Annotated in this window: 25 protein-coding genes; 9 read left to right on the top strand and 16 right to left on the bottom strand. The window is 48.5% G+C overall.

Translation table 11 applies throughout. The features are described from left to right. Positions 1 to 131: 131 nt before the first annotated feature. Positions 132 to 1,709, bottom strand: coding sequence for a sensor histidine kinase (locus BRW63_RS02935; RefSeq protein WP_083582644.1), 1,578 nt, complete (start codon positions 1,707 to 1,709; stop codon positions 132 to 134). 328 nt (positions 1,710 to 2,037) lie between these two features. Continuing rightward, entirely contained in the window at positions 2,038 to 3,210 is a 1,173-nt protein-coding gene (locus tag BRW63_RS02940) for an AI-2E family transporter (RefSeq protein ID WP_073069419.1), read from the bottom strand. A 102-nt stretch (positions 3,211 to 3,312) separates the two neighbouring features. On the opposite strand from BRW63_RS02940, the gene BRW63_RS02945 reads away from it, so the two are divergent. Then, the gene (locus BRW63_RS02945) at positions 3,313 to 3,669 is read left to right on the top strand and encodes a hypothetical protein (protein ID WP_073069420.1); all 357 of its coding nucleotides are present in this window, start codon (positions 3,313 to 3,315) and stop codon (positions 3,667 to 3,669) included. On the opposite strand, the gene BRW63_RS02950 is transcribed toward BRW63_RS02945, so the two are convergent. Genes BRW63_RS02950 through BRW63_RS02960 form a run of 3 tightly spaced genes read right to left on the bottom strand, consistent with a single transcriptional unit; the run spans position 3,643 to position 6,002 of the window. Beyond that, entirely contained in the window at positions 3,643 to 5,037 is a 1,395-nt protein-coding gene (locus BRW63_RS02950) for an AAA family ATPase (protein ID WP_073069421.1), read from the bottom strand. The genes BRW63_RS02945 and BRW63_RS02950 overlap by 27 nt on opposite strands. A gap of 6 nt (positions 5,038 to 5,043) precedes the next feature. Further along, the gene (locus BRW63_RS02955) at positions 5,044 to 5,457 is read right to left on the bottom strand and encodes a VOC family protein (protein ID WP_073069422.1); all 414 of its coding nucleotides are present in this window, start codon (positions 5,455 to 5,457) and stop codon (positions 5,044 to 5,046) included. Positions 5,458 to 5,492: 35 nt separating this feature from the next. After that, positions 5,493 to 6,002, bottom strand: a complete 510-nt coding sequence (locus tag BRW63_RS02960; protein WP_073069423.1) for a TIGR02652 family protein — start codon at positions 6,000 to 6,002, stop codon at positions 5,493 to 5,495. Positions 6,003 to 6,093: 91 nt separating this feature from the next. Here BRW63_RS02960 and BRW63_RS02965 point away from each other — a divergent pair, with 91 nt between their 5' ends. The 3 genes from BRW63_RS02965 to BRW63_RS02975 all read left to right on the top strand — a co-directional run bounded on the left by BRW63_RS02965 (position 6,094) and on the right by BRW63_RS02975 (position 7,596). Beyond that, the gene (locus BRW63_RS02965) at positions 6,094 to 6,660 is read left to right on the top strand and encodes a gamma carbonic anhydrase family protein (RefSeq protein WP_073069424.1); all 567 of its coding nucleotides are present in this window, start codon (positions 6,094 to 6,096) and stop codon (positions 6,658 to 6,660) included. Between the two features lie 82 nt (positions 6,661 to 6,742). After that, positions 6,743 to 6,862, top strand: coding sequence for a photosystem II protein Y (locus tag BRW63_RS02970; protein WP_073069425.1), 120 nt, complete (start codon positions 6,743 to 6,745; stop codon positions 6,860 to 6,862). 254 nt (positions 6,863 to 7,116) lie between these two features. Next, positions 7,117 to 7,596 (top strand): flavin reductase family protein, encoded by a 480-nt coding sequence (locus BRW63_RS02975; RefSeq protein ID WP_073069426.1) that lies wholly within the window; start codon positions 7,117 to 7,119, stop codon positions 7,594 to 7,596. A gap of 16 nt (positions 7,597 to 7,612) precedes the next feature. Here the strand turns inward: BRW63_RS02975 and BRW63_RS02980 are convergent, their stop codons facing one another. The 5 genes from BRW63_RS02980 to BRW63_RS02990 all read right to left on the bottom strand — a co-directional run bounded on the left by BRW63_RS02980 (position 7,613) and on the right by BRW63_RS02990 (position 10,760). After that, on the bottom strand, positions 7,613 to 8,188 hold the full coding sequence (locus BRW63_RS02980; RefSeq protein WP_106253894.1) for a DUF2808 domain-containing protein: 576 nt from the start codon (positions 8,186 to 8,188) through the stop codon (positions 7,613 to 7,615). Positions 8,189 to 8,985: 797 nt separating this feature from the next. Next, positions 8,986 to 9,138: a hypothetical protein gene (locus BRW63_RS28045; RefSeq protein ID WP_181314318.1), complete on the bottom strand. Its 153-nt coding sequence runs from the start codon at positions 9,136 to 9,138 to the stop codon at positions 8,986 to 8,988. 217 nt (positions 9,139 to 9,355) lie between these two features. Continuing rightward, positions 9,356 to 9,964 carry a DUF3318 domain-containing protein gene (locus tag BRW63_RS02985; RefSeq protein ID WP_219898322.1) on the bottom strand — a complete coding sequence of 203 codons (609 nt, stop codon included), beginning with the start codon at positions 9,962 to 9,964 and terminating at the stop codon, positions 9,356 to 9,358. Positions 9,965 to 10,039: 75 nt separating this feature from the next. After that, entirely contained in the window at positions 10,040 to 10,168 is a 129-nt protein-coding gene (locus BRW63_RS27490; protein WP_106253895.1) for a hypothetical protein, read from the bottom strand. A gap of 94 nt (positions 10,169 to 10,262) precedes the next feature. Beyond that, positions 10,263 to 10,760 carry a Photosystem I reaction center subunit III gene (locus BRW63_RS02990; protein WP_073069428.1) on the bottom strand — a complete coding sequence of 166 codons (498 nt, stop codon included), beginning with the start codon at positions 10,758 to 10,760 and terminating at the stop codon, positions 10,263 to 10,265. 164 nt (positions 10,761 to 10,924) lie between these two features. On the opposite strand from BRW63_RS02990, the gene tsaD reads away from it, so the two are divergent. After that, positions 10,925 to 11,992 (top strand): tRNA (adenosine(37)-N6)-threonylcarbamoyltransferase complex transferase subunit TsaD, encoded by a 1,068-nt coding sequence (gene tsaD / locus BRW63_RS02995; RefSeq protein WP_073069429.1) that lies wholly within the window; start codon positions 10,925 to 10,927, stop codon positions 11,990 to 11,992. On the opposite strand, the gene BRW63_RS03000 is transcribed toward tsaD, so the two are convergent. Continuing rightward, positions 11,956 to 12,540: a hypothetical protein gene (locus BRW63_RS03000; protein ID WP_073069599.1), complete on the bottom strand. Its 585-nt coding sequence runs from the start codon at positions 12,538 to 12,540 to the stop codon at positions 11,956 to 11,958. The genes tsaD and BRW63_RS03000 overlap by 37 nt on opposite strands. Positions 12,541 to 12,649: 109 nt before the next feature. Here BRW63_RS03000 and BRW63_RS03005 point away from each other — a divergent pair, with 109 nt between their 5' ends. Next, positions 12,650 to 12,982 (top strand): DUF565 domain-containing protein, encoded by a 333-nt coding sequence (locus BRW63_RS03005; protein ID WP_073069430.1) that lies wholly within the window; start codon positions 12,650 to 12,652, stop codon positions 12,980 to 12,982. Between the two features lie 21 nt (positions 12,983 to 13,003). Here BRW63_RS03005 and BRW63_RS03010 read toward each other — a convergent pair whose 3' ends face one another. After that, entirely contained in the window at positions 13,004 to 13,639 is a 636-nt protein-coding gene (locus BRW63_RS03010) for a chromophore lyase CpcT/CpeT (protein WP_083582648.1), read from the bottom strand. 134 nt (positions 13,640 to 13,773) lie between these two features. Here BRW63_RS03010 and BRW63_RS03015 point away from each other — a divergent pair, with 134 nt between their 5' ends. Further along, on the top strand, positions 13,774 to 13,965 hold the full coding sequence (locus tag BRW63_RS03015; protein WP_073069431.1) for a hypothetical protein: 192 nt from the start codon (positions 13,774 to 13,776) through the stop codon (positions 13,963 to 13,965). 326 nt (positions 13,966 to 14,291) lie between these two features. On the opposite strand, the gene BRW63_RS03020 is transcribed toward BRW63_RS03015, so the two are convergent. The 3 genes from BRW63_RS03020 to BRW63_RS03030 all read right to left on the bottom strand — a co-directional run bounded on the left by BRW63_RS03020 (position 14,292) and on the right by BRW63_RS03030 (position 18,634). After that, complete coding sequence (locus BRW63_RS03020) at positions 14,292 to 15,032, bottom strand: hypothetical protein (RefSeq protein ID WP_073069432.1); 741 nt, start codon at positions 15,030 to 15,032, stop codon at positions 14,292 to 14,294. A gap of 225 nt (positions 15,033 to 15,257) precedes the next feature. Next, on the bottom strand, positions 15,258 to 17,825 hold the full coding sequence (locus BRW63_RS03025; RefSeq protein WP_073069433.1) for a peptidase domain-containing ABC transporter: 2,568 nt from the start codon (positions 17,823 to 17,825) through the stop codon (positions 15,258 to 15,260). 50 nt (positions 17,826 to 17,875) lie between these two features. After that, positions 17,876 to 18,634 (bottom strand): foldase protein PrsA, encoded by a 759-nt coding sequence (locus tag BRW63_RS03030; protein ID WP_073069434.1) that lies wholly within the window; start codon positions 18,632 to 18,634, stop codon positions 17,876 to 17,878. Between the two features lie 508 nt (positions 18,635 to 19,142). Between BRW63_RS03030 and BRW63_RS03035 the strand changes: the two genes are divergently transcribed. Beyond that, positions 19,143 to 19,778, top strand: a complete 636-nt coding sequence (locus tag BRW63_RS03035; protein ID WP_073069435.1) for a peroxiredoxin — start codon at positions 19,143 to 19,145, stop codon at positions 19,776 to 19,778. A gap of 229 nt (positions 19,779 to 20,007) precedes the next feature. Then, complete coding sequence (locus tag BRW63_RS03040) at positions 20,008 to 21,984, top strand: NACHT domain-containing protein (RefSeq protein ID WP_073069436.1); 1,977 nt, start codon at positions 20,008 to 20,010, stop codon at positions 21,982 to 21,984. A gap of 213 nt (positions 21,985 to 22,197) precedes the next feature. Here the strand turns inward: BRW63_RS03040 and BRW63_RS03045 are convergent, their stop codons facing one another. Continuing rightward, a complete protein-coding gene (locus BRW63_RS03045; protein WP_073069437.1) occupies positions 22,198 to 22,590 on the bottom strand; it encodes a hypothetical protein in 393 nt (130 codons plus the stop codon). Positions 22,591 to 22,592 lie beyond the last annotated feature (2 nt).

Genomic DNA, 22,592 nt, shown 5'->3' on the forward strand with positions numbered 1-22,592 from the left:
AGCAATTCTTCCAAGGCTAAGATTGCAAATTCAATAAACCCAGCATCTGCATGCACGGCACTGCCGTGCCCATTGACCTTACAAGTAACCAACGTGGTTTAATTCACGATCCTTTATTTAATTTGCGATCCCTATTTAATGTGAGGCACGATCGAGCCTTGAGGAATGTCATATCCACCCGCATCGCTAACCAGACTGGCGTTGAAAGGCAAGCGAATCACAAACTGGCTCCCCTGTCCTTCGCACGATTTTACCTCGACGGTGCCAGAGTGAAGCCCAGCTAGGCGGCGAGTCAACGCTAACCCCAGCCCAGTGCCTTCATGACGGCGAGAGAGCGAGCCATCGATCTGCTGAAACGGCTTGAACAAAAGATGCTGCTTATCTTCAGGAATGCCGATGCCTCGATCCCAAACGGTCATCTGCACCTCTTCAGCTTGCATTTTGATGTCTAGCCCAATTTCGCTCTCTTCTTCTGAAAATTTAATGGCGTTTGCCAGCAAATTCAACAGCATTTGACGGATTCGTAGCTCGTCAGCCATCAAGTAAGGCAAGTGGGGCTGCACGGTGTAATGAATTTTGATTTTGCGGGCTTTAGCTTGCTCACTCACTAGAGCTAACGTGTCTTCACATAGATCGTTGACGACGATCGGGCTAATCTCTAGCCGCATCTGTCCTGCTTCAACTTTTGACAGATCTAACACGTCGTTAATCAAACTCAGCAAATGCTGTCCGCTTTTGTGAATTTGCTGAGTATAGAGTTGCTGCTTAGGATTTAATAGCCCAAAGATTTGCTGCTTTAGAATGGAGGAAAATCCTAAAATCGAGGTGAGCGGCGTTCGCAACTCGTGAGACATATTAGCTAAAAATTCTGATTTCAAACGGCTTGCACGTTCTAGCTCGATATTTTTGGAAGCTAACTCTGCTTCGATTTGCTTTTGCTGAGTGATATCTCGCGTGATAAACGAGACCGCTATGGGATGATTCTTTTCGTCATAAATCGGCCCAACCGAGACGAGTGCCGGAAACCGCTCTCCATTGCGACGGCTGCAAATCACTTCTCCGCTCCAGCCGCCTGCGATCGCTTGCTGAACGAGCCACTGAGTTTGTCGCCGCTCTGGGTAAAAGATCTCGGCACTTTTGCCTTGCAAAACCCCCGATCGCCAGCTAAAAATTCGACCAGCCGCCGGGTTAGCGTAGAGAACTTCGCCTCTCAAATCAGTAATCACCGCAGCATCATAAGCAGATTCCACCGCTCTCGAAAACATCTGTAACTGCTTTTCGATGCGTTTGCGCTCACTGATATCGCGCCCAATGCCCATGCCGCCGACGAGTTCGCCCTTTCGATATAGCAGTTTGCCATTGACTTCTAAGTGAATTTCTGGACCCGTGCGGGGTTGCAGCACAAAATCAAAATCTCTAAGCTCTCCAGTTTTGATCAGATTGTTGAATGCTTTTGCCGTTCTGGCTCGATAAGCAGGGGCTACAAAATCTAAGCAAGAATGTCCTAAAATCTCATCTTCGTGGCACCCTAGGAGTTTTTGCCCATAAGAATTAATGTAGGTCATGGCCCCTGCTAAATCTACGGTATATACCATGTCGTTGGCGGTTTCTACATACGCCCGAAAAAGCTCTTCTGACTGACTTAAACTAATTTCTACAGTGCCAATGCGGAGAAATTGATCTTGAAGCAGACTGTCTTGTTTCAACATCGTAACCAGTTAATTTAAGTAATTGAAAGAAGCGGTAGAAACACATTTATAGGGAGAGGCACTGACTTGAGCCTATCAGTTTTATTCGTTGCCTTGAGCCTGACTTAACTATAAAGTTTCTACCAGGTTTGCTGAGAAAGAAGCCGGGATTTTACGGATTCTTTCTCAGTAGATTCAACGGATCTCGCAGTTTATACCCAGTGTTTATACTCGTACTCAGTAGTAAGTAGCTAGGTGAAATTAAATAGAACGTCCTCCTCGCGAAGCGGGGCGAATCTGGCAATTCATGTCACTATTTAGCAATGCCGTTTTTGTTTTAACGATCGCGCTAGCTTTCTACGGGTTGGCTTGACGCAATCTCTTTTGCTTTCTGTTCTGGCTTTTCTGCAATTGTGTTGGGTTGGGAGATCGCGGCATGATCGGCGGGCGTGACAATCACCGGAGTGGGCGATCGCAACGCCACTAGCGCACTCTTAACCACAACCGCAGTCGGCACCGCAATCACAACGCCCAACAGCCCACCCACTCGCGCCCCGGTTAAAATCGCCAAGAACACCCAGACTGGGTTTAAGCCCGTCACACTGCCAATCACTCTAGGGGCAATCAGGTTTTCTACAATCTGCTGCACGATTAGAGCAGCAATCAACACTTCAACGCCGACCCCAATATCTCGCAGTGCTACTAGGAGTGTGACGATCGCAATGCCTACTGAGCCACCAAACGGCACCAGCGCCATCGTGCCGATCGTCAGCCCAAACAGCAACCCAAACGGCACTCGCATCACTAGAAAAATGATCGTTAGCGTCGAACCCATCAACGTGGCTGAGATCAGTTGTCCAAAGAAAAAATTCTGAAAGCTGAGGCGCAGGGTTTGCGAAAAGGGTTGACGAATCGAAGTCGGCAACCATTCGATCAGGCTTTGCCAGAGTCGATCGCTATGCTGCAATAAATAAAACGTCAGCACCAGCGTCAGCAGAAGATCTAGCAGGCTCGTCACCGTGAACACCGCTAGATTCAAGACTTCTCCGGTGATGCCCTGAAGCGAACTTTTGAGCCGATCGGTGATCTGTTCTGCCAAAATATCCAAATTGATCGGAAACCCGGCACTCTCAATTTGATCATTCAGCAAAAATAACTGGCGCTGTCCTGAATCAAACCATTCAGGCAATCGGAGGACGAGTTGCTGTGCCTGCTCGATCGCCAGGGGCACCAGCGTCACGCCCAACCCCAAAAAGATCGAGAGCGTGAAGAGGAAGACGACGATCGCGGCTCGTCCACGCGTTGCACCATGAGCCTGCATAAAGCTCACAGGGTAATTAAGGAGAAACGTCAGCAGGGAGGCAGCAATTAAAATCACCAGCAGCGAGTGAAAATAGTCGAAGATCGACGAGATCGCCCAGGCGTTTAAAACTAACAGAGGTGCCACGAGTGCGATCGTCACCGCACGAGCGACCGGGGTCATTAAATTCCACCAGTTAAGCACTTTGTTGCTTTTGTGCATATTGCAGCTAAAAATAACAGGAACTGCCCGAAAATCACGAGAGCCTCATACATTATCTCTTGCTGACTGCATCTAGTTCATCTTCCTTAATTGCGATTCTTCATGAACGAACTTGATTCTCTTGAAAATCAGGACATCCAACACCTGAAGCTATTTCTCTATTTGCTGCCTGTGTTTGGCTTTTTTCCGGCACTGTGGACGTTATATCGAAATAAGGGCACCCGACCAGAACGATCGTTAAGTCGTTTAGTGATTAAGCTGGCATTGGGCTGGCTAGTCGCCTATTTTTTATTGGGGGCAGGCGCGACGACTTCTGAATCGCTGCAAATTCCTCTGCTATTGACGAGTAGCCTCCTAACTTCAGGCTATTTCTTGGTGAATTTGTGGATGATGGTGCAGTTGTGGCGACGCAAAGCGATCGAGCTACCGCTATTAGGACGGGTGGGACGGTTGCCTTGAAGCGGAAAGTTTATTTTTTCCGAGTGCTTGGCGGAGATGTTTCATTTCTAAAGTTGCAGAATCTGCGGCGGCAAAAAAGGCAGCAGAACGGGCGATCGTACCAATTTCTCCGCCTGTTAAAGAAAATTTGGCTAACTCATTCCAATCGATATCACTTAAGGGAGCTTGAGGCGGAAAGGCTTGCTGCCATAACTTTAATCGAGCTGCCCGATCGGGCATTGGAAATTGCAGCGTTTGCTGAATCTGCGACCGCAACCTCTGTCCAATGATGGGAAGCCGTCGCACACTCAACAAAGTGAGACTGCGGCTCGATCGTCGTGCGGCTAAAAATTGGTGAAATTGATTCATAGGAGAAGTTCTGCTCAACCCAATCTCAGCCGACTTGATGAGTAGAACCGTTGGGGCTTGTCTGACGATCGTACCCATCAGATCAGCTTGCTCTAAAGGAGTTAGTTTCGCAAGATCGATCTGCATTAATGGAGTGTTGAGCGCTTGAGCGATCGCGCTAGCAGCACTCAGTTTGCCCGTTCCAACCGCGCCGACCATCAATGCCACAATCCCAGGAAGTCGCCCAGTGTCTAAATTCTGAAACCCCCACTCTTCATCCACTTGAACACAAAACTGAATCTGATGACAAAGGTGCTTAAGGTCAGTCAGCAAACTCTCAGGCAGCACCAAGGTTGAGAAAGATGCAGACTCAGAATGATGAGGTTGAGGGGTGCGAACTGAATCACTTAGTAGCAGATCGACCAGCCGATCACAGAGTTTGATCGAGCGATTCAGTAATGGTGTAGTCGGTGAAAGTAACTTAATCAGTTGATGTTGAATTAGCGGACTCGATGCTGTGAGACTCGATCGAGCGGCTCTCCACTCGATATCGGTTCGACAAAACAGCCGCAGCGCTAAATCAACATTGGGCAGATCAGAGCGCTCAGATTCTTTGCCCTGCAAATATCCATAGAGTTGGGCATAGCGGCGATGCACTTCGGGCGCAAGTCCCATCAAGATCAAGTTCTTCTCGAAGGGACTGAGGCTCAAGCGATCGCACAAAGCAGGCAAAGCGAGTTCGATTCCCTGCTGCTGGCTGGAGCGAATTCTCGCCTCAATCTGCTGATGATAATTGCCCTTCGCTTCCGACGGGTTAGATTTTCGCCGCTCTACCGGAGAATCGTGCGCGATCTGTCCTTCCAAGCTGACGATTCCTTTCCACCAGTGGCTAGTCGCACGATCGGCGGCGGTTTTGGCAACGCGATCGATTTCCCTGGTTTCTTTGCGCTGCCTCGCTACTGCGGTTAACAGCAGTCGTTCTAGCCAGTTAAGCTCAACTTTTAGATAAGTCCAATTGTCTGGAAAGGGTTCGGCTTGCATATCCCGCTATTCTTTCCCCAATTCGCGAATAAATTCGAGTGGCAAGCCGTCGGCATCAGCGATAAACGTGACTTCATAGACGCGATCGCCGATCATCTGCTGAGTTGGCTCTAAAAGTATCTTTAAGGGCGAATCAGAAAAGCGCTGTTTCAACTCGTCTAACCAGCGAGGTAAATTGTCGGTGGCTTGAGTCAAATCAAACGACAAATGATAATAACCTACATAATGCTCATCCCCAAACGCATCGGCAGCCGGGTGCGGCTCAGGAATTTGCACCAGCTCAATGCGCCCGCCTAGCCCCGCCATCCAGCAAGCCAGCGTGTAGCCCGTTGTAAATCGCTCTTCGACCGTAAAGCCAAGCTGCTCATAAAAAGCGATCGCCCGAAAAATATCAGCAGTCCGAATCGAAGCGTGATGCATAAAAGGCAGGTTCCAGGTTTCAGTCTGACCCTTCTTTACTCAAACAATCGAAAATAAGGATACCTAACGGGCGCTCCGGGTTCTTTCTCTAAATCGAAGTTAATCACATCCCAGCAAGGCTCGTCTTTAGGATCAGGGCTAAACTCAACGGTTAAACCATAGAGTCGCGGTTTAGGAGAGTCGCTCTGACCCCGCCAAGGAGTGCTGCGCTCAAGATAAGTGCTGATTAGATCTTGATAGCGCTGGGCGATGATCACTTTTGTGGCTCGATAACCTTGGGTATAAAGCCGATCGAGCGCCTCGTGAATCTCAAACCGAATGCCATCTGGGTGAGTATGCTGACGATACCACTCGTCTTTCCACAGTCGCCAGTGTCGTCCAGATTGCAGGTGAATTAGCTCACTCGTTTTGGGATCAGCTTCAAAGGCACCATGACGCTGGCACAGATAAGTGTCTGTCAAAGTCAATGCTTGAATCGTCTGACGGCAGTGAGGGCACTGAATCTCTGGACCAAAAATTGGGTATTGAAAGCCTGGGCTGGTCATGAATTGCTAGCGTTCATGTAAGGGGGCGCGTCATCGTGAAACTATTATAACTAGGGAAGTTTCCCACCCTCTAGAGCAATTCGGTGTAACTGTGACTCACTTTGATGAATCTTTCCTATCAGCCTCTCCCTCTTACTGGTCGCCGCCCGATCTCTCTCAAGCAGCATTTATTGCCCCCAACGCAACAGTTATGGGCTGGGTAGAGGTGGCACCAGGAGCCAGCATTTGGTATGGCGCGATCGTCCGGGCAGATATAGAACGAATTTTAATTGGAGCTTTCACGAATATTCAGGATGGGGCAATTCTACACGGAGATCCTGGCAAACCCACCATTCTTGAGGATTATGTGACGATCGGACATCGGGCCGTGATTCACAGTGCCCATATTGAGCGAGGCTGTCTGGTTGGAATTGGCGCGATCGTGCTGGATGGAGTGCGCGTTGGGGCAGGCAGCATCATTGGGGCAGGCTCGGTGGTGACAAAAGACGTGGCGGCACGATCGCTAGTGGTTGGCGTTCCGGCTAAACCCCTGCGTGACTTGTCAGAGACTGAAGTCAGTGATCTGATCAAACACGCTCAACATTACGAAAAGTTAGCACTTGTCCACGCTGGAAGGGGCACTGATCCCGGCTTTGACGTGCAGCATCCGCCAAGCTGAGAAAACTGCTTTGAAAACGTGCCCAAATAAGATAAAAATGAGAGTAAGAATTCTAAAAAGTTTTTGAAGAGAGAACACTGGTATGGATTTTGATTTTCGCATATTGATCGTTTTGCTTCCGATCCTAGCCGCCGGGGGTTGGGCAATTTCTCGGATTGCTCCAGTCGCAGTCAAGCAAATCCAAGCCTTCTTAGCAAAGTAGTTAAGCTTGGCTCCGTCCTGATTTGAATTCGATTCCTGATTATCACAAGGCCGATGCTTCTGATTGCTAGAACCATCGGCTTTGCCATTAGACAGGACTTACGCATTTTCCAAAACCTCGGAGGTTTTAACCAAGGCGACAGAGTGGCTTAAACCTCGGAGGTTTGCGTAAGTTTTATTAGAGATGATTTTTCGGTTCCATCCTTCTAAAATGAGTAGGCTCAACCCTAGAGAACAAACGAGGTATAGGCTCCGATGCTAGACGAACAGGCTAAAAAAACGATGTTGCGGAAAATTCCTCACGGGCTGTATGTCTGTGGGGTTAAAGACGGAGAAGAAGTCAATGGCTTTACGGCGAGTTGGGTGATGCAGGGGTCTTTTACGCCTCCGCTCGTGATCAACTGCGTTAAGCAAGACTCAAAATCTCATGCCATGATCCACTCTAGTGGCGTGTTTGCCCTTAGCCTTTTAGAAGATGGGCAAAAAGACATGGCACAGAAATTTTTTAAGCCTCAGCGGCGCGTTGGCAATAAATTTGAGGAGATCGAGTTTTATCTGGGCGAAACAGGTTGCCCCATTATTTCCGACTCGCTGGGCTATGTTGAGTGTCAGGTAGTCGGCAGGGTAGACAAAGGCGACCACACCGTTTTTGTGGGTGAAGTGATTGCGGCCGGAGTGCATCGCGAGGGCAACCCTCTCCTACTCGAAACCACAGGCTGGCAATACGGCGGTTAACTCTAAGTTCAGCATTTTATCTAAAAAAGAAGGGGTGTCCACTTTCATAGAAGTTGAGCCGCCCAAATCCTAAAAATTGCCCGTGGGTTTTCTCACCGGGAGGAAATGCTGTGACCCCAAACAAATAAACGCCGCCGTAGAGAGGATTACGATCGGGAGACAGCGCGATCGTCACGATCTTTCCAGGTGGCAGAGGCGGATTGAAGTTAACCGTCACCGTGCGCGATTTACGATCGGTTGTGATCTCTCCGAGTGGCAATTTTGTGCCGAGTCGCTGGCGGGTGCCCTCAAACGCCTCAATTTCTTTGGGCGAAAATCTTACAGTGTCGGTGCCCTCGTCTTGCATGATCGTCACCCGCTGCAAGGGTTCTCCAGCATTTTCTAAGTGGTTGAGGGTGAAATAGTAAGTCACCGACCAAGCATTGACAGAATTGTTAGTGCTGGAGGCTCCCACAAATCGGGGAGGCGCAATGAAAAATACAGTTCCGTCTGAGAGTTGTACCGCTTGAGTGGGTGAGTGAGGCGTGGCGATCGCGCCCACTACAGCGAGAGAGACAGCTCCTATAGACAGCGCAAAACGACGAATCATCATCAGAAATAGTTTTGGTTAAATTAAAAGCAGCGAATCGTTAGGGCAGATTAGGTTCAGTTTAATCGATTCATTATCTAGCTTGCTTTGTGTTGTTATTTAAGCGATCGTTAACTTCTATTAAATTCAGTCTTTATCTATTAAAAGTGACCCCACTTCTAGAGAGCGGTGCTAAAGTTTATATAGACACAAAGAGATGCAGTATCTTCACTCTCTTAAATCTTTTGCTTTTGGGTCTGTGTCTCCTGCCCAAAGCGCCTGCAATTCCCGAAAAGTACGTTTTAGCTCGCAACTAGTCTAGTCGTAGTGTTGTTGAAAAAGGAGGAATAGCTCTAGTTTCATGCCTACGGAATTGTAGTCACTGTCCCCTTATAAAACCTTCGTTTGTTTATAATCTTTCTTCAATGAACCTGACACGTTTCCGTCAGGTTCATTGCCCTTTTAAAGGTAGTTTTGTACGATCGCCCTCACTCTAGGGAGAGGGAACTAAAGACTCTAACTCCCTTCTTCTCCTTAGAAAGGTTAGGGATAAGGCAGAAGACACCTACAAATTTGACAGGTTATTGATCCACGTAGTTCGACGAGTTTTTTCGCTTCGTTGTCAGCGGCTTTTGCCCCCTAAATCCCTCATTTTGGGGGACTTTGAACCGGAATTTTTGGCTTGAAGTCCCCCAAAATTGGGGGATTTAGGTAGCTCTCCCGAATTCACAACCGGAGCAACCCCCTTCTATCTAACTGACGTTGATCCAGATCCTGAGTAGATCAAGGGGTAGTTAACGTTAGGAGTGCAGAGACGAATTTTACCAGTCTGAAGACTGCTTTTTGTCTGAAAGCTCACCTTCGTAAGGCTGAACCCCAGTTTCAGGGTAGGAATCATCATTAAGCCCAAAAATGCGAGTTAAGGCTCCAGAGACGTAACCAATCACATCTTTAATCACTTTGGGAAGGTTCATAAAATTCACCTCTAAGCTAGGTAGATTGTGTGGGAGAGCAGCCTATCGATGTAGCGGGCTGATAGCACTCTTCAGTTGATAATAAGATTATGCACAACCTGATTTAGTTTGGGTAGCAAAAGACTTAATTGTTTAGATGATCTTCAGAGTTCTCGATAATTCTAGCTTTCCTGTAAGTAGGCCGAATTAAACTTACGAAGTAAGGATTAAATCTTCTTTAGTCTCGTCGCAACTCTTCTGGAATGCCGATCGCAGAAAGCCCCGCGATCGCTCTTAAACTTTGACCCCTTAACAACTCAATAAAACTTAGCGGACGTTTCTCAAATTGAGCCACCGACTCGATTGCAGATAGCAAATACCCGGCTGCATCCGTTTCGCTATAGCCTCGCCGTTGAGCCACCTGAAGCGCACGCTCATCTGCATCGAGTTCGAGGCTAGTGCTGTGGTTGTTGCGCCAAATTTGAGTGGCCGCGATCGCGCTCAAGGCACTCGCTAGCGCAACGCCCACAAAATCTTGCTGAAAAAGCTCTATGCCCGTTCCTACTACGCCTGCTGCGACGAGTCCAAAATTTAGGTTGGGCTGAAACCATTTGACAGCCCCTAGCCAGCTAACCGTGCGTAAGATCAGCAAATCTCGCTGGGTTCTGGGTAGGCGACTCCAAAGGTCAAAGTTGATATAGATGGGGCGATCGCGCATCCACGGCATCGGAAATGGGGCATCAATCACCCACCGTTGCTCTGGCTTGCTCACAAGCTTAGTAGCCATGCGCCCAGAGGCTGGCATCACATCTAACAAGCGGCGAATTTCTGGCTCTGGGTTCATCATTCCCTGATTTTAAGGCAACCGGGAATCGATCGCGGATAATCGGTTGACCCATTACCGCGATCGATCGCCCTGTTCTTACAGACCCAAAGACAGCAAGTCTGGTGAAACCGAGTTGATCAAAATAAACACGGTGAGCACAAGACTCGTAAACAACACGGCTAACACAGCAGCGTTAGAAAAATATTTCAAGAGAGCAGATGGCATATTGAAACCTCCTAGAGATATAACGCTTTAGTTTGAACTTTAGATTTTGAGGCTAAGAATGATTTGAGACTCAAAATCTACTCACTCTCAAGTGCTAACGGGGCGAAACAGGAATTTTAGAATCATCCTCTTGGATTTCACCTGTGAGTATTTGCTTGACGAATGTCAAAGGCCAAAACAGGGCAGCAATGAAGCTTTGAATCGCAACAGGCACATCGATTTGAACTTCTTTATATTCATTGGTGCCATTCTTATGCACGGTTTGCAGATAGTTGCGGCCTGCCCAGCCTAACCAGCCAGCCAAATATAAGAACAGTAAGCCAGGAATAATAAACTCGCCTGCATGGTTAAGACGACCGTCTGTGATCAGATGTGGCAATCCATCATCTTTGCCGCACAGCAACCCAGAATCTGCATATTTTTGAAACCGATCGGCCGCCGTTGCGCTGACAGAATCTTTAGCGCGTTGAGCAAACATCTCAGAATCACGACAAGGAACGAGCAAACCAGACACGTCTGATTCAGCCGAGGCAGACGGAGCAACCCCAACCCAAAGGGCAAAGACCAAAATTAAAGCAAACAACTGTCGCATAGAATTGTTTCCCCTTAAATAAGAAGAGTGAGCGATGTAAAAAGACGAGACTTTTGTAGGACTGAATTCTCTAACCTGTGCAGCGTTCTAATGGTGATTAGAGATGCTCAGACAGAGTTTAAGCTACTGTTGAATAGCCCATTCCTTCAAAAAATTACCAGCAAATGGCAACGGTTTTAGCAATTGAAACAAGTTGTGACGAAACGGCGGTGGCGATCGTTAAAAATCGTCATGTGATCAGCAGCATTGTCTCATCTCAGATTGCCATTCATCGTCAATATGGCGGCGTGGTGCCGGAGGTCGCATCTCGTCAGCACGTCGAAATTGTCAATCAAGCGATCGCGCAATCGCTCACAGAATCGGGACTTGGTTGGTCAGACATTGACGCGATCGCAGCCACCTGTGCGCCGGGATTAGTCGGTGCGCTCTTGGTCGGGTTGACGGCTGCCAAAACGCTGGCACTGGTTCACCAAAAACCTTTGATTGGCGTTCATCATTTAGAGGGACACATCTACGCCTCTTATTTGACTGATCCGACTTTAGAGCCGCCTTTTCTCTGTTTATTGGTGTCGGGCGGACACACCAGCCTGATTTACGTCAAAGAGTGCGGTGTATACGAGATTTTGGGACAAACTCGCGATGATGCAGCAGGAGAAGCTTTTGATAAAGTGGCCCGATTGCTGAATTTAGGCTATCCGGGAGGCCCAATTCTCGATCGTCTCGCTACCGAAGGCAATCCCAAAGCCTTTCCGCTCCCAGAAGGAAAAGTTTCAAAGCCAGAAGGTGGATTTCATCGCTATGACTCTAGCTTTAGTGGCTTAAAGACGGCTGTTTTGCGACTAACCCAAACGCTTCAGCAATCAGGTCAACCGTTACCTGTGAATGACATCGCCGCCAGTTTTCAGGCAACCGTTGCAAAAGCGCTAACCAGACGAGCGATCGCCTGTGCTTTAGATTATGGACTGAACACGATCGTGGTCGGCGGTGGCGTGGCGGCAAATAGTGGGTTACGGCAACACCTACAAGATGTAGCCAGCCAGCACAATCTACGAGTGCTGTTTCCCCCAATGAAATTTTGCACCGACAATGCGGCAATGATTGGCTGCGCGGCAGCAGAACATTTTGAGAAAGGACATCGCTCACCGCTGACTTTGGGCGCACAGTCACGATTGCCTGTGTCGGATGTGATGAAGCTCTATGGGTCTAACGCTAATTCCCACTCTGCTGACTGACTATTCCAAATAGGTTGGGCGGTTTCTCCGACAATATAAGGGCCCCAATAACGCTGTGACCCATCTTGAGCAAAGGCAACCACAACATCGCCTTTTTTGAGCCTAACGGTACGATCGGGCAGAGACACCAATAATCCCTTTTCGCTGCCTTCACTAGGTGAAAAATCCCAGTGAACCGGAGAGCCAAACCCCGCAGGAGCGGTCTCGCCCGATTTTGTATTGGTCGTTTTAGGTTGACGAGAGAGTAAGGCAACTCGGAGGGGATGACTCGATCGATTACTCACCCGCAAGGTGCCTTGATGGGCGGCGGTCATAGCAGGATCAGGCTTATCGATGGGTGAAGCAGTGCTGGAAGTTTGCCCAGAGGGTCTTGTCTCAAAGGCTTTCTGCTCGCTTGCTTGAGAAGGATCGGTCTTGATAATTGGAATTGAGTCGGGTTCTGTGACTCCGACTTCGATTTGAAATCGCCTCGACACTAGCCATCCACCGACTAGCAAGACAGCCATCGCTAACGCAATTTTGATCGCAGGGTTCCCTCTTGTCTTCATTTCGTTCATCCACCCCGCAGCCTCTTCTTCTACTCTAGTAATAGCAATCTCCAGCCCCGATCGGGGAGAATTTTTTCGATCGCTTGACCTTTACCCCTCCCCTTTTTTGATGCAAAATACTCGCCTCAATGGTCTGCTAGGAGCTGTGACTGATCAAATCGGTCAATTGTTTCAAAATCCGTGGCGGCGAACCTCGCTGTTGTTGATTAGTCTGCTCTTTGGTTTTTATGTAGGCACCGCGATCTCAACCACCGCAGGGCAGATGGCACAGTTGGACATTGTGGCGGCAGCTATTCTAGTGGTGTTGACCGAGGTGATTAGCCGGGTAGTTTATAGTCGCAGCGATCGAGTCCGGCGATCGCTGCCCGCAGAACTGATCAACACCCTCAAAATCGGCATGACCTACAGCTTATTTATCGATGCGTTTAAGTTGGGAAGCTGAATGCGCTCAAGAGCCAACTGATCACTTTCTAAACTGATAGGATTCGGTTTTTGCGCCCCAAACTTGTTTGCCGTCAGCCCCATAGCCGCGATCCCAGGTGTCCATTCCTACTGAGTGAAGCGTGATTTGATTAGTGATTCTCACGGCTCCTCTGACGTTAGCGGGGCAGCCATCGATCGGCGTTCTTCCGGCATAATCGTTGCCCGATCGTTTGAGAAAAACATTGCAAACGGGCTTGCCGAGGTCACTCAATTTAACCACACGGGCGGCTTCTGGCTGATTGCACAACCCAATCCATGCCTTTGGGTTGGCGGGGCGAAAAGAGCGCGATCGAATCGTCTGACTATAGGCGCTGGGAGAGATTTGCAGAAACCGTTGGCGATAGGGGCTGGCTAACTTTGCTGAAAGCGCTTGTTCTTGATAAAGATAAACCGTGTTGGCTTCTGGCGACGCATCGCTCAAGCTGATCTTGCAGGTCGTCATTCTGACATTTGGAGCTTTGGAGTTTGCGGCGGCTTGAGCAGAAGTATCCATCACCCCTGACAATCGGTTCACCACATCATTGACTTGCTCGATCGATTGCCCTGGATCGGCTGCCAAAACTGGCACGGCAACGGCGAGAAGACAGAGACTCAATAATAGTTTGAAGTCATTCATTTAGAATTTTTGAGATGCGATCGCCTCATAAGCCTTCTTAATAGATTAGAGACCCTCACCTCGATTAGCAAGCGTTTAAGATAATCAATGAACACACTGCTATTAGCCGAGCTTTGAGAATTGGAGACGAGACTATGGAGATCAACTGTGCCGAAGCTTGCAAAAACGGCTGCGTTTTGGGAGACAAATGTCCCAATCTAGAATATAAAGATCAGACATCCAAGTTCATTCAAGAAACGTCGCTCGATCAGATGATCGCGATCGCAGAAGAAGCCGCCCGCAAAAAAATGACGGCTCCTCCACAGTGGATATTGCCCGAAGATTAGACAAAGACAAACTCAAACAATGGCACCTCTCCTGCGGGAGAGGGAACAAGATTTCTAGCTTCCCTCTCCTGCACGTAGTTGTTAACAGTCACTTTGTTGAAGGACGATCGCTGAAACGATGCCAAATTTTCACCAATCCATCAATTAGGAATAATTGGAAATTCGACCAAAACCTCGGAGGTTTAAGCCACTCTGTCGGTCCCGATGCTTGATTTTTGGTTAAAACCTCCGAGGTTTGCGTAAGTCCTACTTATGCGTAAAACAACCGCGATCGACTGCAAAAAATAGTGTGACAGTTTCTCACTCTCAAGAAGCGTTCGATCGCACTATCGAACATTAGTCGAACTAGCAACAGTCGCGATCGGCACGCCTCGAAAGGGAACCGTTTCAGGAATCTGCAAGTCAACCCGGTTTAACCCGGCTGGAACTCGCAGCATCACCATCACATCAACCGACTCACCCGGGCGCAAACTGTAGAGCGAAAGCGCGTTGCCACTAGGCGTGCGGAAGTTGAGGGCTGGATATCGCATATTGGTTCGAGAATTAATGGCAGCGGTTTGAGCGAGATCAATATCGCTGCCGCGCAGTTTCTCACGCAGCCGCTGAACGCGCAGTTTCAAATTTACAACATTTGAATCACTGGCTCCGTTGACCCGATCGGCAGACAGCAGCTCAATCCGTCCATCTCCGTTATAAACAGGTTGGACAAAACGACCCGGCTCAATGCGTTGCGCGATCGGCAGCAAATTGCCTAGAAGGGCAAACGATCGGATACTCTTTTGAGACGCAGAATTAGCAGCGATCGGACGGTTAGCGGCTTGCAGAATTGCCTCAACATCTCGGTGGGTTCTCACAGCTTGAACCACTGCAATGCTGCTGAAAAGAAATGCCACGATCGAGAGCAGCAAGGCTAGCCCAGCCGCCGTATCGGTTGCTAAGTTGCTGCCCCCAACTCCTTCACTAGGCTTGGGACGAGTGACATTAGGACTAATATTAGGGCGAGGTGAACGCTGATCGATATCTTGCTCTTGAAATTTGGGTCGCTCAAGGTTACGTTCTTGTACCATGATATTTACCCCGAAGTGTGCGATTTGTTCAAGCTTATAAGAAGAATTAACTTTTTTGCTCCTTCCTAAAGGAGTGACTTCTAATTGGCTTTTTCATTCATTTGTCATAGGCAATTTAGGACGTTTTGATAGCCGATTTGACGAAACGATCGCGTTCTCAAGAACCTACTATTTAAACCAAAAAAGGGCGCTGTAATTGCGCCCCTTCAGAGTTTTGTAGAGCTTTTACACCGAGGCTTGCTGACGTTGGTAGAGCGACCAATATAGTCCTTTCGATCGCAGCAACTCGTCATGAGTGCCTTTCTCAGCGATTACGCCTTTCTCCATTACCAGAATTAGATCAGCGCGTTTGAGCGGTGCAAATCGGTGAGCGATCAGAAACACGGTTTTGCTTTCGGCAAGTTTTTGCAGGTTTTGCAGAACTTGCTGCTCGGTTTCACTGTCTAGAGCACTCGTCGCTTCGTCTAAAACCAGCATCGGGGCATCTGAGAGAAATAATCTGGCTAAAGCCACTCGCTGCCGTTGTCCTCCTGATAGGGCAGTGCCTCGCTCACCAACACTTGTCTCATAGCCTTGCGGAAGTTCGCTCACAAAGTCATGGGCGACGGCTAGCCGCGCCGCTTCGACCACCTGCTCTGCGGTCACATCGGGGCGACCTAAGCTAATATTTTCTAAAACGCTACCGTTAAAGAGAAAGTCTTCTTGCAGCACGACCGCCATTTGGCTGCGAAGTGAATGCAGATCGGCGCTCTTAATATCAAAGCCATCAATCAAGATCCGACCTGATTCGGGCTGATAAAGTCGCTGCAACAGCTTAGATAGCGTGCTTTTACCAGAACCACTGCGCCCAACTACGCCGATCAGCATTCCCGGTTCTGAGGTGAACGAGATGCCTTTTAGCACAGGCTCTTGCTGAGGGTTGTAGCGGAAAAAGACTTGATCAAACGTCGTTTGACCTTTGAGCGGCGGCAGCACCAAACCTGATCCGGGTTCTGCTTCAGGGGCGACGTTGAGAATGTCACCAATGCGATCGACCGACAGCAACACCTGCTGCAAGTTTTGCCAAAGCTGCACGAGGCGAAGCAACGGCCCCGTGACCCTTCCCGATAGCATTTGAAACGCAACCAACTGACCCACGGTTAATTTCTGTTCGATCACCAAGTGGGCACCAAACCATAAAATCAGCAGATATGAAAGGTTGGTGAGAAAGTCACCCAGATTTTGGCTGATGTTGGAGGTTGTAGACGCTTTAAAACTGGTGCGAATATAGCGGGCGAATAAACCTTCCCAGCGATCGCGCGATGCCTTTTCTGCCGAGTGCGCCTTAACCGAGTGAATGCCCGTAATCGTCTCGACTAAGAAAGACTGACTGTCGGCACTGCGGTTAAACGTCTCGTTGAGCCAGTTCCGCAAAATCGGAGTGGTGGTCAGTGTCAGCGCTGCATACAACGGCAATACGGACAACGCAATCCCGGTAAGCGGAACGCTGTAGAAGAACATTAACGCTAGATAAACTACGGCGAAAAAGCTATCTAGAATCACTGTCAGAGCAGTTCCAGTTAAAAACTGGCGAATCGTCTCCAATTCCTGCACTCGTGCGACGGTATCGCCCACTCGTCGCGCCTCAAAGTAAGACAGAGGCAACCGCATCAAGTGACGAAAAAGCTGCGCCGACAGACTCAAATCCAGTCGTCGCGCCGTGTGGGTGAAGATAAATAGACGCAGAATTCCGAGAACCGCTTCAAAAACTGCCACCGAGAGCAGCGCGATCGCCATTACATCCAGCGTTGGGATGCTGCCCTGCACCATCACCTTATCAATGACTACCTGAGTAATCAAAGGAGTAGCTAATCCCAAAAGCTGCAAAGTAAATGACGCGAATAGCACTTCGCCCAGCAGACCTTTGTATCGCCAAATCGCAGGTAGAAACCAGCTTAAGTTAAACCGTTCCTGTTTTTGAATCGGCTCGATTTGCCAGAGTTGCCCATCCCAGCGCTGTTGGACGGTCGATCGGTGAATCGCCTCACAGTTCATCGTCGGATTGATCGGATCAGCGATGATCAAGCGATCGCCCCGCACCCCATACGCCACGACCCAATGTGGCTCCACTTGAAAAGAAACTGCACCCTGTCCCTCGCCTGCCTCCTGCTCTCTACCCCACAGCATCATTGCCGGAAAATTGAGCAGTCGCAAACTCTGCCAGTTGGTTTCAATGCGCCGAAGCTGTAGCCCCAATTTCTCTGCTGCATCAACGACGTTTGTGGGGCGCTGCCCGCGAAGCTGACGCTGCACCCAATCCATCTGAGCCGGATTTTGTAAATGATTAGACACCATCGTCAGACAGGCGGCTGCCGTATTCATTCCGGCTACAAACGGAAAACCATTCACCGACTGAGCAGAGTGGTCACTTTCTGGCTGATAGCGGCGGCGCTGAATGGCCCAAAAGCGATCGATCTCCACTGAAGACAGCGATGACCAGTTACTTGCCGTCCACTGCACAATTTGCACATCGTTGCTGGCGGCTCGTGCCTTCCAACCCGGCAGTTCTAGCAGGTCGCCCACCCACTCACCGGGCTTTAGCAACAGCGATCGCCCGTCATCGGCGACCAGACGCACCTTGCCCGCTAAAACAATCAGTTGCACATCGGGCGTTTCTTCTGACCAGAGTAACGCTCCAAGCTTACAGCGACGGATTTCGGCTTTAGTCTTAAATTGAATCTGCTGTTCTGGGCTGAGAAACGACAGGGGCGGTGACTCCCAGGGCAGATTTGCAGCAACGTCATTAGTAATCATGGGGCTTTTGCATTAAGGCTAAATGGGGGGTTAAAGGCGATTCTCAAAATTTACTCTACCTGAAGCTTGACGGTCATTTTTTGGATTTTTTCTGCTAGCCAGCGCTCAAATAATTCAGTTTGCAAAGTTTGTCGTAATTGCTGATTATCAAGCGTTGCCGGAATCACTTGCTCGACTCTAAACAATGCCCAACGCTGCTCAACCTCGATCGGCCCAACCAGATCACCCGGTTCGGCAGAATCGATCGCCGCCCTAATCTGATCGGGCATCGTGCCACGACTCACCGGGCCCATCATGCCATTGGAGATGCGATCGTCGGCGATCGAGTGTTCTTGAGCGAGTTCTTCAAAACTCGTCCCTTCTTGAATCTGAATCTTTAGCTCATCGGCAAGTTCTTGATTTTCGACGATGATGCGAGAGAGGACGACGCGATCGAGAAACACCTTACGCTCAATAAAATATTCTTGCAGCTTTGCGTCTGCAATCACACTCTTGAGCTTTTCAACTTTAAAGTTTGAGTTAATTTGACTATGGAAGGTCGAATAATCTGACCCGTTGCGATTGAGCCATTCTTGAAAAACCTTCGGGTCGGTCAACTGCTGCTGAAGGCGGAAATCAATCACCGCTTGCTCAATTACCGCCGAATTAATATCCAAATCTTCTCGATTTGCGATTTCTTGTTCTAATACATATTGCCGTAGAATATCGCCCAAAAATCCTTGCAGTTTCCCAGCAGTCTGAAGATATTTCAGACATTCTCTTAAACTAATTGATTGCTCGTCAACGGTGAGAAAGGCTTTAGCGTCCATGAGTTTGTTTAGTTACCCGGTGTTCAAGTTTGATGTTAGCGTGCCCAAAACTACGGTATTTTCGACCAGTGCTTTACGAAATGTCTCAGAGATTTAACGGAAGCTATCGTGATTAAACTTGAAGATCTAGGGTTTCCGACTCCGCAATTTCAACCAAATATCTTAAAAATTAAGCTGTACCTTCATGATTCTTACTGGGTACTGACGTAAAATCACGCTACAAATACGGTATCTTCATAAATTGGGCTTCAGCTTTAAATTTACGAGTCTAAGAAGTCTGGATTAAATAAAGTGGGATAGCCATCTCGGTTGTCTGGGCAGGCAAGATGCCTACCCCACAAGATCTACATCTTATTTAATTCACATTCTTAAGTTAAAGATTTAGAGAGGGCGATCGCTCTCACAACCTTTAACTAAAATCGTAAATAGATCTGAACTCCGACCGGGAAACCGGGGTTTTATGGCATGATCTGTAAGTAACTATCTGCGATCAACAGGAAAATCGGTTATGGCTCTCCGACTAGGCGACACAGTTCCCAACTTCACTCAAGACTCTTCTGAAGGCACTATCAATTTTTATGACTGGGCTGGCGATAGTTGGGTGATTTTGTTCTCACACCCCAAAGATTTTACGCCCGTCTGCACCACCGAGCTGGGCACGGTTGCAAAGCTTAAGCCTGAGTTTGACAAGCGCAATGTCAAGGTTTTAGCGCTCAGCGTCGATGATGTCAACTCTCACACAGGCTGGATTGGTGACATTGAAGAAACTCAAAGCACCAAGCTCAATTATCCGATCTTGGCTGATCCAGACCGGAAGGTTTCAGATCTATATGACATGATCCACCCCAACGCCAACAATACGCTGACGGTGCGATCGGTGTTTGTGATCGATCCTCAAAAGAAATTGCGGCTCACTTTCACCTATCCCGCAAGCACTGGGCGCAACTTTGATGAGATTTTGCGTGTGGTTGACTCGCTGCAACTCACCGATGATCACAGCGTCGCAACCCCGGCTAACTGGACAGATGGCGGCGATTGTGTGGTGGTGCCTTCGATTTCTACTGAAGATGCCAAGAAAAAGTTTCCTAAAGGCGTGACCGAACTCAAGCCTTATCTACGCATGACTCCCCAACCCAACAAATAAGGGTGACAGAGATCTCACAATTAGTCCAAGTCAACATTTAAATTACGAGGGTAGGTTTAGACCTGCCCTTTTTTTAATAAATTTCATGAAGACGATCTGCCCGTGAAAAATCTTCTAAATTTATACAATTTCAGTCAAGCGATGGATTGTCGATTGAGAAGAAGCTTGTAAGTTCGTAGATGTTGAGGAGTGTATAAGATCTTGAGATTAAGACCAGAAGTTTTATTTCATGGTTAAGCGATCGCTACGGGCATCACTTTCTGGGGTTGAGCAAGCAAAGCGCGCCTTTGCTCATACGGGATGGACTCAAGAAAATCTAGCAGGAGAAGTCGGTTTAAAGACACGTCAATCAATCTGGCGGTTTTTTACGGGGCAGCCGATCGAGCGTCAAGTTTTTCTAGAAATTTGTTTAATATTAAGCCTACATTGGCGAGAAATTGCGGTCGATCCTCCCGCAGACTTTCCTGAACCTGGAGCGTTTGGCACAAAGCTTAATTCCCAGGGAACCGCTCAGGCTTCTGTTTTAGATATCGACACTTTGGTACAACAGGTACGATCGCAGCGTCAAGACAAAATTCAAGATCAGTGCGGCACCTTGCAGTTATTAGACGTTAACCACCCTGTTAAAATTGACGACATTTATATTGATGTCAACACGTTAGAGGAGATTCCGAGCCAGCAGTGGTTAGAGTTGGCTGATTTGCAACGCTTTACGCCTAAAGAATGCGATCAATCTGGACTAGGGGATGTATCCCAAACCCAAATTGCGGGCATGAAAGCAGTCAAAATCTACTCGAAACTGCGGGTGTTGGGCAAGCCAGGGGCAGGTAAAACCACTTTTTTGCAATATCTCGCGATCGGCTGCAACCGAGGTATCTTTGCGGTCGATCGAGTTCCCATTTTTATCACTCTGAGAGATTTTGCTGATGAATCTAGGGCAGCAGGCGAGTTTAGCTTACTCAACTATATTCGTGAAGAATTTCTCACTTCTGGGATTTCAGAGGTGGCTGAAACTCTATTTCGCGAGGGCAGAGTGTTGCTATTGCTCGATGGGTTAGACGAAGTACTTGACCAAGAGCGCAGGGTCGTTGTGAACGAAATTCGCAGACTCTCAGAGAAGTATCAAAAGAATTTGTTTGTCGTCGCTTGCCGCCCAGCGACCCAAGCCATTAATCTTAGACGCTTCACAGATGTTGAGATAGCTCCGTTTAGTCAAGATCAAATTGTGGCTTTTGCTCAAAAGTGGTTTACAACTCTGACAAAAACCACGATTCAAGCGGGGCACGAACAGGCAGTTCGGTTTATTGAGACATTAGACTTGGCTGAAAATATGCCCTTCCGCAGGCTTGCCGTTACGCCTCTATTTCTCCACCTCGCCTGCTGGGTCTTTCATCACCAGGGAAAATTTCCTACCAAGCGATCGGAGTTTTATAAGCAATGTTTAGATCTCTTGCTCAACAGATGGGACGAAACTAGAGGTATTGAGCGCGACGAAATCTATCGCGGCTTTTTATTGCCCCAAAAGCTGAAGCTGCTGAGTCAAGTTGCCACACTCACGTTTGAGCAAGGAGATTACTTTTTTGGACAAGAAGCCGTCGAACAACAAATTGGTGACTATATCCGCGATTTGCCCAATGCTGCGATCGAGCCAGAGGAGTTGCAATTAGAGAGTGAAGGCATCCTCAAGGCGATCGAGCTACAGCACGGACTCTTGGCAGAACGGGTGCAAGGGGTTTTCTCCTTCTCCTATCAGATATTTCAAGAATATTTTACGGCTCGAAAGATTGTAGCCAGTCACAGTCTGCAAGCCTCCGATCGAGCTTTAGAACGGCTAGTCAGCCATATCACTGAACCCCGCTGGCGAGAAATCTTCCTGCTGACGGTTGCGATGTTGCGAAGTGCAGACTCTCTAGTGCAGTTGATGAAGCAACAAATTGATGCGATCGTGGCTCATGATCCCTACCTGCAAGATTTTTTAGCGTGGACAAGCCAAAATCTTGCCACTCCGCCGCCTGCTGCAATTCGCTGGCACTTCAACCCTGATCAGCAGCAGGTGTTGCAGCGATACTATGATGCAAACCAATTGTTGCTCGACTGCCTCAACAGCAACTGTGAAGTAACGGCAGCCGTGCGGCAGCAGATTGAAACCACTTTATTATTGCCTCGAAAAGAACTTAAGGAGCGGGAATGGGGCAGTGCTTTCTGAAAAGCCATTTAAGTTAATTGTTTGAAGACAAAATTCCGCAGACCGCCCTTACCCTAATTCCCTCTCCCCAAGGAAAGGGAAGGCAGATTCATACTTTGATTCAGCAATGCCCAAAAAACAATGCACCCTTTAGCCAGGACTAGAGGATGCATTTTAGGTTTGCGATTAGCGAGAAGACTTTAACCGATCGTGCTGAGAAACGGATTGGCTCAGCTATGCTTCGGTGATTTCTTCGGGAATCGCTTCGGTGGTTTCTTCTGTCACTTCTTCAACGATCGCTTCTGGCTGAGGTTCAGGCGCGATCGGAGCTTTGACAGGTTTTGGGCCCCGCATCAAAGCAGGATTCATCATCTGCTTGGGTTCATCGTCTTGAGAGCCTCTCTTGCCTCTGCCTGATGAACGATCGTTGCTCCGTCCCGACGAGCGATCGTCGCTTCGTCCGGCCGGACGATCGTCGCTTCGTTCTGATGAGCCTGATGAACTCGATGAGCGCTGAGGCTTTGCAGGAGCAGAAGGCTTAGAATCTGAAGCTTGGGAAGTGGCATCAGACGAATTTGACAAATTCTCGGTCTGCCGCTCAGATTTCTTGATGGGACGTTCTACCATGG

This window comes from Phormidesmis priestleyi ULC007, assembly GCF_001895925.1.
GTDB lineage: Bacteria > Cyanobacteriota > Cyanobacteriia > Leptolyngbyales > Leptolyngbyaceae > Phormidesmis_A > Phormidesmis_A priestleyi_A.